We start from the raw sequence: 6,724 nt of genomic DNA, 5'->3' as shown, positions 1-6,724 counted from the left end.
GGCTGGACGGGAGCGGACTGCGAACTTCATGACCGCGCCATGGTGTCAGCCGCGCACCTGCCGTTCCGGGAGGCACGCCCGCTCGGGCGCGGCGGCGTCGAGCAGCTCGCGGGCGTGCGCGCGGGCGCTCTCGGAGTCGTCGACGCCGGCGAGCATCCGGGAGAGCTCCTGCTCCCGGCTGTCCTCGTCGAGCGTGACCAGGCCGGACGTGGTGACCGAGCCGTCGCTGGACTTGTGGACCACGACGTGCCGGTCGGCGTACGCCGCCACCTGCGGCAGGTGGGTCACCACCAGCACCTGGGACGTCCGGGCCAGCGCGGCCAGCCGACGGCCGACCTCGATCGCGGCGCGTCCGCCGACGCCGGCGTCGACCTCGTCGAACACGAAGGTCGGCACCGACCCGGTCTCGGCCAGGGAGACCTCGAGCGCCAGCATCACGCGCGAGAGCTCACCGCCCGACGCTCCCTTGTGGAGCGGGCGAGCGTCCGCGCCGGTGTTGGCGGCCAGCAGGAACTCCACGTCGTCGACGCCGTGGGACGTCGCGCGCAGCCAGCGGCCGCCGACCTCGAGCTGCGGCCCCGCCGGGGTCTCGGGGGCTGACGTCTCGTTCTGGGTGACGGCGATCGACACGACGGCATGGGGCATGGCGAGGGACGTCAGCTCGTCGCTGACGGCCGTGCCGAGCTTCTTCGCGGCCGCCGTGCGCTGCGTGGTCAGCTTCGCGGCGAGCTCACCGAGCTCCCCGCGGATCCGGTCGCGGCGCGCCTCGAGCTCGGCGATCTGGCCGTCGGTGTCCTCGAGGTCGAGCAGCCGCTTGGCGCCCTCCTCGGCCCAGGCGAGCACCTCGTCGATGGTCTCGCCGTACTTCCTGGTCAGTGCGGTCAGCGCCGCCCGTCGCTCCGAGACGGCGGCCAGGCGGGCGGGGTCGGTGTCCAGGGTCGCGGCGTAGGACGCCACGTCCCCGGCCAGGTCGACCAGCAGGTGGCTCAGCTCGGCGACCCGGTCGGCGAGCTCGCCTGCTGTCGCGTCGTGCTCGCGGACGCCCTCGAGCGCCTGGCGCGCGGCGCTGGTCGTGGCCAGCGCGTCGACGGCGCCCTCGTCGCTGGAGAGTGCCTCACGCGCCTGCTCGGCGGCGGTGCGCAGGGTGTCGGCGAAGCCGAGCCGGGTCTCCTCGGACGCGAGCTCGGCGTCCTCCCCCGGCTGCGGGTCCACGGCCTCGACCTCGCCGAGGCCGTACCTCAGCTGGTCCGCCTCGCGGGCCCGCTCGCGGGCGGAGCCGACGACCTCGGCCAGGGTGCGCTCGGTCTGGGCCAGCTCGCTCCAGCGCTCGGCGTACGCCGCCGCGGTCTCGGCCAGCGCTGCGCCGCCGAACCGGTCGAGCGAGGCGCGCTGGGCGCCTGCCTTCAGCAGGCGGTGCTGGTCGGACTGCCCGTGCACGGCGACCAGCGGCTCGGCGAGGTCGGCGAGGGTCGTGACGGGCACGGCGGCCCCGCCGACCCAGGCGCGCGAACGTCCCTGTGCGGCGACGTTGCGGGCGAGCACGACCTGGTCGTCCTCGACCTCACCGCCGGACTCCTCAACGGCCTCGCGGAAGTCGGCCAGCGACCCCGCCGCGACCACGCCCTCCACGCGCGCCTGCTTGGCCCCGGACCGTACGGCGCCGGAGTCGGCGCGCCCGCCCAGGAGCAGGCCGAGGGCGGTGACCACCATCGTCTTGCCGGCTCCGGTCTCACCGGTGATGACCGTCAGGCCAGGTCCGAGCTCGAGCGTCGAGGAGTCGATCACGCCGAGCGAGCTGATCCGCAGCTCCTCAAGCATCGGCGTCACCGTTGTCCCGGCGACGACGCTCGGCCGCGCCGCGCCACCCTTCGACGGGCAGGTCGAACTTCGCGACCAGCCGGTCGGTGAACGGGGCCTCGTGCAGGCGGACCAGCCGCACCGGCCGAGCGCCGCGGCGTACCTCGATCCGCGCGCCCGGCGGCAGGTCGACCGAGCGCCGCCCGTCGCACCACAGCACCCCGGAGCCCTCCGTGTTGGCGAGCACCTCGATGGCGAGCACGGAGCTCGGGGCGACCACCATGGGGCGGGCGAACAGCGCGTGCGCGCTCAGCGGCACCATCAGCAGGGCCTCCACCTCGGGCCAGACCACGGGGCCACCGGCGCTGAAGTTGTATGCCGTCGACCCGGTCGGCGTCGCGCACACCACGCCGTCGCAGCCCCATCGCGACAGCGGCCGGCCGTCGACCTCGACGACGACCTCCAGCATGCGTTCGCGGGCGGCCTTCTCGACGCTGGCCTCGTTGAGGGCGAAGGTCGAGAACTGGACCTCCTTGCCCACCATCACCCGAACGTCGAGCGTGAGGCGGTCCTCGGCGGTGTAGGCACGGTCGACGATCGCGGTGATCGTGGACTCGACGTCGTCCTGCTCGGCCTCGGCGAGGAAGCCGACGTGGCCCAGGTTCACGCCGAGCAGGGGCGTGCTCGTCGCGTGGGTGACCTCGGCAGCGCGCAGGATCGAGCCGTCGCCGCCGATCACCAGCACCAGCTCGCAGCCCTCGCCGGGGGTGTCCTCGGCCAGCGTCGTCTCGACGAGACCCTCGCCGAGCGGGTCGGCGGCCAGGCCCAGGTCAGCGGCCTCGTCGGCGAGGAGTCGTACGGCGATCCCGTGGTCAGTCAGCGACTGGACACACTCGCGCGCGACCTCGCGCACCTCGGCCCGCCCGGTGTGGGCGAGCACGAGCACGCGGCGCAACGGGCTGTCGAGGGTCACGGGTCCACCCTCTCACCCGCCACCCCCAGCGAGGCCGCACGATCGACCTCGGCAGGGATGTCGTCGGCGCCGATCGCGGCAGGCCCGTGGCGCAGGAGCAGGAAGAACTCCACGTTGCCCGACGGGCCCGGCAGCGGGCTCACCGTTACGGCGACCGCGCCCCAGCCGCGCTCGGCGGCGAGGTCGGCGATCGTGGTGACGGCCTCGGCCCGCAACGCCAGGTCGCGAACGACGCCGCCCTTGCCGACCCGGTCCTTGCCCACCTCGAACTGCGGCTTCACCATCAGGGCCAGCGCGCCGTCCTCTCGGGTCACCGAGAGCAGCGGGTCGAGCACCAGGGCGAGTGAGATGAAGGACAGGTCGCCGACCACCAGGTCGACCGGCTCCCCCACGATCTCCGGGGTGAGCTCACGGATGTTGGTGCGATCGTGGACGACCACCCGGTCGTCGCTCTGCAGGGACCATGCCAGCTGGCCGTAGCCGACGTCGACCGCGACCACCTCGCGTGCGCCCGCTCGCAGCAGCACGTCGGTGAACCCGCCCGTCGACGCGCCCGCGTCGAGGCAGCGCTTCCCGTCGACGGTGAGCCCGTGGTCGGCGAAGGCCTCGAGCGCTCCGGCCAGCTTGTGGCCCCCGCGCGAGACGTAGTCGACGGAGGTCGGGTCCTCACGCACCACGATCGCGACGTCGGTGGTGACCCCGGTCGCCGGCTTGCTCGCCACCGCGCCGGACACCGTCACCCGGCCAGCCGCCACCAGCTCGCTCGCGTGCTCGCGCGACCGGGCGAGGCCGCGACGGACCAGTTCCTGGTCGAGTCGAAGTCGTCGTGGGGGCACGGTGCGTCAGGCGCCCTGTCCGCCGTCGGGTGCCGCGTCGGGCTGGGCGTCGAGGGCACGGCGCAGCTGCTCGTGGGCGCGCTCGAAGACCTCGACGTGCTCGCCCACCGGGCGGTCGGCCACGGTCGCCACGTCAGCCAGCACGCGATCGACGGAGTCGACCCCTGTCGGCTCGTAGTCGATCGCCGGCCGCGTCTCTGCGACAGGCTCGCCGGACGACTCGGCCGACCCCTCGTCAGACGCCGAGTAGTCGCCCTCGCCCTGCTCGGGCGAGGCGTCGTCGAAGTCCTGGTCCATGGCCGCGAGCCTACTCGGCGCCGAGCTGCCGGACAGGCCCGGGCGGGGTCGTGTCGGAGACGTCGGCAGGCGCACCGGTCGCGTCGAGGTGCCGCCACCCGGCGACCGCGGCGACACGCCACCAGTCGGCGTCGCTGCCTTCACCACTGACCGTGAGCCGGCCGTCCCCGACCGACGCGGTCCAGCCGCCGAGCCGGACCGAACCGTCGTCCTCGTCCGGGACCGGGTGCGGCTCGAAGAGCCCCTCCAACGTGGGCGAGATGTAGGTCGGCCGGAGCTCGGGCGCGGCCGCAACCAGCTGCTCGAGCCACGTCACGCCCGTCAGCACCAGCAGCGACGGTACGTCGATCGCGTGTGCACCCTCGATGTCGGTGTCGAGCCGGTCGCCCACCATGATCGGACGGTCGCCGCCAACCCGGAGGACCGTCTCCTCCATCAGCGGCTTCTCCGGCTTGCCCGCCACCGTCGGCTCGACTCCTGCGAAGCCGCTGATCGTCCTCACCAGCACGCCGTGGCCGGGAGCGATGCCGTACGGCGTCGGGATCGTCATGTCGGTGTTGCTGGCGACGTAGGGAAGACCATCGCGCACCAGGGTCGAGACCCGCATGATGTCGCGCCAGCGCACGTCGGGGCCGTAGCCGCTGACCACCGCCACCGCACCCTCGGGATCCGCGACCGGCTCCAGCCCGGCCTCGGTCAGCGCGACCTCCAGTCCCTCGCCACCGAGCAGCAGGATCTTCGCGCCCGCGCCGTGCTCCTCCGCCAGCAGCCGCGCCGCGGCCTGGGCGCTCGTGACGACGTCACTGCCCTCCGCCGCGACGCCGACGTCGAGGAGCTTCTTCGCCACCTGGTCGGGCGTGCGCGACGCGTTGTTGGTCACGAACGCCACGTGGGCCCCAGCGGCCCGGACGCGCTCGATGCGGTCGGCCACGCCGTCGATCGCATGGCCCCCGACGTAGACCACGCCGTCGAGGTCGAACATCACGAGGTCGTGCGCCTCCAGGATCGGACCCGTCGACTCCTCGAGCATGCTCCACCCCTCTCCGGACTGTGACCAGCGTCCCCCTACGATGCTCCGATGGACTTCGCCACCGTCGTGCCCCCGTACGTCGCGAAGCCCCTCACGCTCCTCCCGTTCCGGGCGGTCATGCTGGCTCCGGGGCGCGTCGGGGACCCGGCATCGGCTCGAGCGCTGGCGCGACCCTACCGCGACGTCGCGGCCCGCCTGACCCGGTGGATCGACCAAGGTCGGGCCACCTCGGACACCGAACCGGCCATCTACCTGCACGAGTACACCTCCGGGGGCCTCACCGTCCGCGGCCTGGTGGGCTCGCTCGACATGTCGCACCGCGCTGAGACGCTCGCGGGCCGCGCCGTCTGGCCGCACGAGGCGATCCACCCGGAGCAGGCCGGCGAGCTGGCCGACCGGATGCTGCAGATGGACCTCAACCCGGCACCGATCCTGCTGGTCCACCACGGCGACGCCACCCTGCGCGACCTCGTCGCGCAAGTGGCCCGCAGCAAGCCCAGCTGGCGCTACCTCGACCGGACCGGCCAGCGGCAACGGATCTGGGCGATCCGCGACGCTGCCCAGCTCGAGACGATCGCCGAGTGCCTCGCCCGCACCCGCTGCCTGCTCGCCGACGGCCACCACCGGTACGCCGCCTACCTGCGGCTCCAGGAGGCGCATCCCGGCACGGCGTGGGACGCGGGCCTGGCCATGATCGTCGACCAGGACGACACTCCCCTGTTCCTCGGGGCGATCCACCGCACCCTGTCCGGCGCGACGCTCGACGAGCTCGTCACCGCAGCCATCTCTGCCGGCGCCGACATCGGCACGAGTGGCCGTCAGCACGCGCTCAGCGCCCTGGACAGCACCCACCTCGTGCTCACCGACGGCGAGACGTGGCACACGGTGGCACCGCGCGACCTCGCGCAGCAGGCCGCGGTCGCCTGGCTGCACGAGCGCGTGCTGCCCCTGCTGCCGCGCCCGGTGCGCAGGATCCAGCACCACCACAACGTGGACGATGCGCTCGACGCCACGTCGGCGACGTCGCCGGCCGTGCTCCTGCCCAGCCCTGCCTTCGAGCAGGTGCAGGCACTCATCGAGTCCGGCGGACTGCTGCCGGAGAAGGCCACGTCCTTCCAGCCCAAGCCGAGCCTCGGCGTCCTCATGCGGCCGGTGACCGGCGGATGATCCGCGCGGCGGACGCCTCGACCTCCACGCGGGAGCGCGTCGCTCCGCCCGCTTGGAAGAACCGGCACCGCACGGCACCGCTCACCTCCACCAGGTCGCCGGCCCGCCAGCCCAGCACGCTCCGCCGCAGCCGCGGGCTCCACACGGTGCACGGCACCGAGTCGACCCCCTGACTGCGACCCTGCTGCGGCCCTGACCGGCCCTCGCGCGGGACCGAGATCCGGAACGTCACCAGGACGTCCCCGCTCGGCAGCTCGAGTGCCGTCGGCTCGCCGGTGACCCGGCCCACCAGTCGTACGTCGTTGGCCACGACCTCGTCGCCGGCCCGTTCCTTTGTCTGTGTCTCGTGCACAGTGCACCTCCTGGCGCACCACACTGGACGAGTCGACCGACAGCTCAGCGCTCGTCGGTACGCCCCCTGTGGATGATGCGCTCGAGGCGCCGTCTGTGGACGATTGCCGGCCCACGACGCAGCGGTCGGACAGGAAATGCAAAAGTGGGGCCGCCCGAAGGGCGACCCCACTCTCACAATGTATGTCCGGCGGCGTCCTACTCTCCCACAACCTCTCGGTTGCAGTACCATCGGCGCTGAAAGGCTTAACTTCCGGGTTCGGTATGGGACCG

Annotated in this window: 7 protein-coding genes and 1 rRNA gene; 1 reads left to right on the top strand and 7 read right to left on the bottom strand. The window is 73.3% G+C overall.

All coding sequences use genetic code 11. The features are described from left to right. Positions 1-45: 45 nt before the first annotated feature. From recN to J2X46_RS24045, 5 genes are read right to left on the bottom strand one after another with little or no spacing between them, the layout of a single operon-like run. Complete coding sequence (recN, locus tag J2X46_RS24065; RefSeq protein ID WP_310255091.1) at positions 46-1,818, bottom strand: DNA repair protein RecN; 1,773 nt, start codon at positions 1,816-1,818, stop codon at positions 46-48. Continuing rightward, positions 1,811-2,770, bottom strand: coding sequence for an NAD kinase (locus tag J2X46_RS24060; protein WP_310255090.1), 960 nt, complete (start codon positions 2,768-2,770; stop codon positions 1,811-1,813). Before J2X46_RS24060 ends, recN begins: the two co-directional genes overlap by 8 nt. Beyond that, positions 2,767-3,606, bottom strand: coding sequence for a TlyA family RNA methyltransferase (locus J2X46_RS24055; protein ID WP_310255089.1), 840 nt, complete (start codon positions 3,604-3,606; stop codon positions 2,767-2,769). The genes J2X46_RS24060 and J2X46_RS24055 overlap by 4 nt, the downstream gene beginning before the upstream one ends. A gap of 6 nt (positions 3,607-3,612) precedes the next feature. Continuing rightward, positions 3,613-3,903, bottom strand: coding sequence for a hypothetical protein (locus tag J2X46_RS24050; RefSeq protein ID WP_310255088.1), 291 nt, complete (start codon positions 3,901-3,903; stop codon positions 3,613-3,615). Between the two features lie 10 nt (positions 3,904-3,913). Continuing rightward, entirely contained in the window at positions 3,914-4,933 is a 1,020-nt protein-coding gene (locus tag J2X46_RS24045; protein ID WP_310255087.1) for an HAD-IIA family hydrolase, read from the bottom strand. Between the two features lie 48 nt (positions 4,934-4,981). On the opposite strand from J2X46_RS24045, the gene J2X46_RS24040 reads away from it, so the two are divergent. Continuing rightward, positions 4,982-6,100 carry a DUF1015 family protein gene (locus J2X46_RS24040; protein WP_310255086.1) on the top strand — a complete coding sequence of 373 codons (1,119 nt, stop codon included), beginning with the start codon at positions 4,982-4,984 and terminating at the stop codon, positions 6,098-6,100. On the opposite strand, the gene J2X46_RS24035 is transcribed toward J2X46_RS24040, so the two are convergent. Continuing rightward, positions 6,075-6,452 (bottom strand): single-stranded DNA-binding protein, encoded by a 378-nt coding sequence (locus tag J2X46_RS24035; protein ID WP_310255085.1) that lies wholly within the window; start codon positions 6,450-6,452, stop codon positions 6,075-6,077. The two genes, J2X46_RS24040 and J2X46_RS24035, sit on opposite strands and share 26 nt — an antisense overlap. 184 nt (positions 6,453-6,636) lie before the next feature. Continuing rightward, positions 6,637-6,724, bottom strand: a 5S ribosomal RNA gene (gene rrf, locus J2X46_RS24030); the annotation flags it as partial.

Source organism: Nocardioides sp. BE266, from assembly GCF_031457855.1.
GTDB lineage: Bacteria > Actinomycetota > Actinomycetes > Propionibacteriales > Nocardioidaceae > Nocardioides.
Note: the sequence above shows the minus strand (reverse complement) of the source record. Positions and strands in the feature narration are given on the sequence as shown.

Excerpts from the sequence above, each read along its gene's own strand:
- recN (WP_310255091.1), bottom strand. The coding sequence starts at position 1,818 with ATGCTTGAGGAGCTGCGGATCAGCTCGCTCGGCGTGATCGACTCCTCG.
- J2X46_RS24050 (WP_310255088.1), bottom strand. The coding sequence starts at position 3,903 with ATGGACCAGGACTTCGACGACGCCTCGCCCGAGCAGGGCGAGGGCGAC.
- J2X46_RS24045 (WP_310255087.1), bottom strand. The coding sequence starts at position 4,933 with ATGCTCGAGGAGTCGACGGGTCCGATCCTGGAGGCGCACGACCTCGTG.
- J2X46_RS24040 (WP_310255086.1), top strand. The coding sequence starts at position 4,982 with ATGGACTTCGCCACCGTCGTGCCCCCGTACGTCGCGAAGCCCCTCACG.